Origin of the sequence: Rhizobium ecuadorense, from assembly GCF_001187535.1 — a bacterium.
GTDB classification, from domain to species: domain Bacteria; phylum Pseudomonadota; class Alphaproteobacteria; order Rhizobiales; family Rhizobiaceae; genus Rhizobium; species Rhizobium ecuadorense.
The window spans coordinates 1-276 of record NZ_LFIO01000739.1 but is presented as its reverse complement, the minus strand read 5'-3'; the positions used below and the strand labels follow the sequence as shown (position 1 = coordinate 276).

Sequence of the window (276 nt, the reverse complement as noted above, 5' to 3'; positions counted from 1 at the left end):
CGTTCAGGCATCGGGCTTTCAGAGGTGACGGCGACGAGCAAGTCCGTGCCGAAGGGGGCGACGACCGAAAGATCGAGATCGAAGGTCTGAGACATCTCGGCATCGACCTCCTTGTCGTTGGGATAGAGGAACTGCACGGTTCCATCGCCGGTGACGTCGAAGAGCACGAGCTCGCGGCCTGATAGATCCGAAACCGTGATGCCGACGCGCTCACCTTCGCGATGGACGGTGTCGGAAGGCGTCACGCGCACGGTCTGCGGATTGGCCTCCGACAGC

1 pseudogene is annotated in these 276 nt (G+C 62.3%); it reads right to left on the bottom strand.

The window, feature by feature from the left end:
* Positions 1 to 276: pseudogene (locus AF337_RS13640) on the bottom strand (DUF4384 domain-containing protein); the annotation flags it as partial.